The 233-nt window shown below is 38.6% G+C and carries 1 pseudogene; it reads right to left on the bottom strand.

What is annotated here, in order from left to right:
- A pseudogene (locus tag SB658_RS27785) lies at positions 1-233 on the bottom strand (redox-sensing transcriptional repressor Rex); the annotation flags it as partial.

Raw genomic sequence — 233 nt, 5'->3', positions numbered from 1 at the left:
ATTAAGATCAAAGACAGGCACACCGCCTACCTCAGTTCCTATTTTACTCTGATTCACATCAAAAGCCATAGATATTTTTGTGTTATTATTTTTTGTGAAATTATAGTGAAGAAACGCCGTCCCCAAATTCCCGACACCGATCAAAATGACGTTCGTCGTTTCATCCTGATCCAGTGTTTTTCTGAAAAATGACAGCAGGTAATCCACATTATAGCCGTATCCTTTTTTGCCGA

Source organism: Bacillus sp. SIMBA_008, from assembly GCF_046535495.1.
Classification (GTDB): Bacteria; Bacillota; Bacilli; order Bacillales; family Bacillaceae; genus Bacillus; species Bacillus subtilis.
Note: the sequence above shows the minus strand (reverse complement) of the source record. Positions and strands in the feature narration are given on the sequence as shown.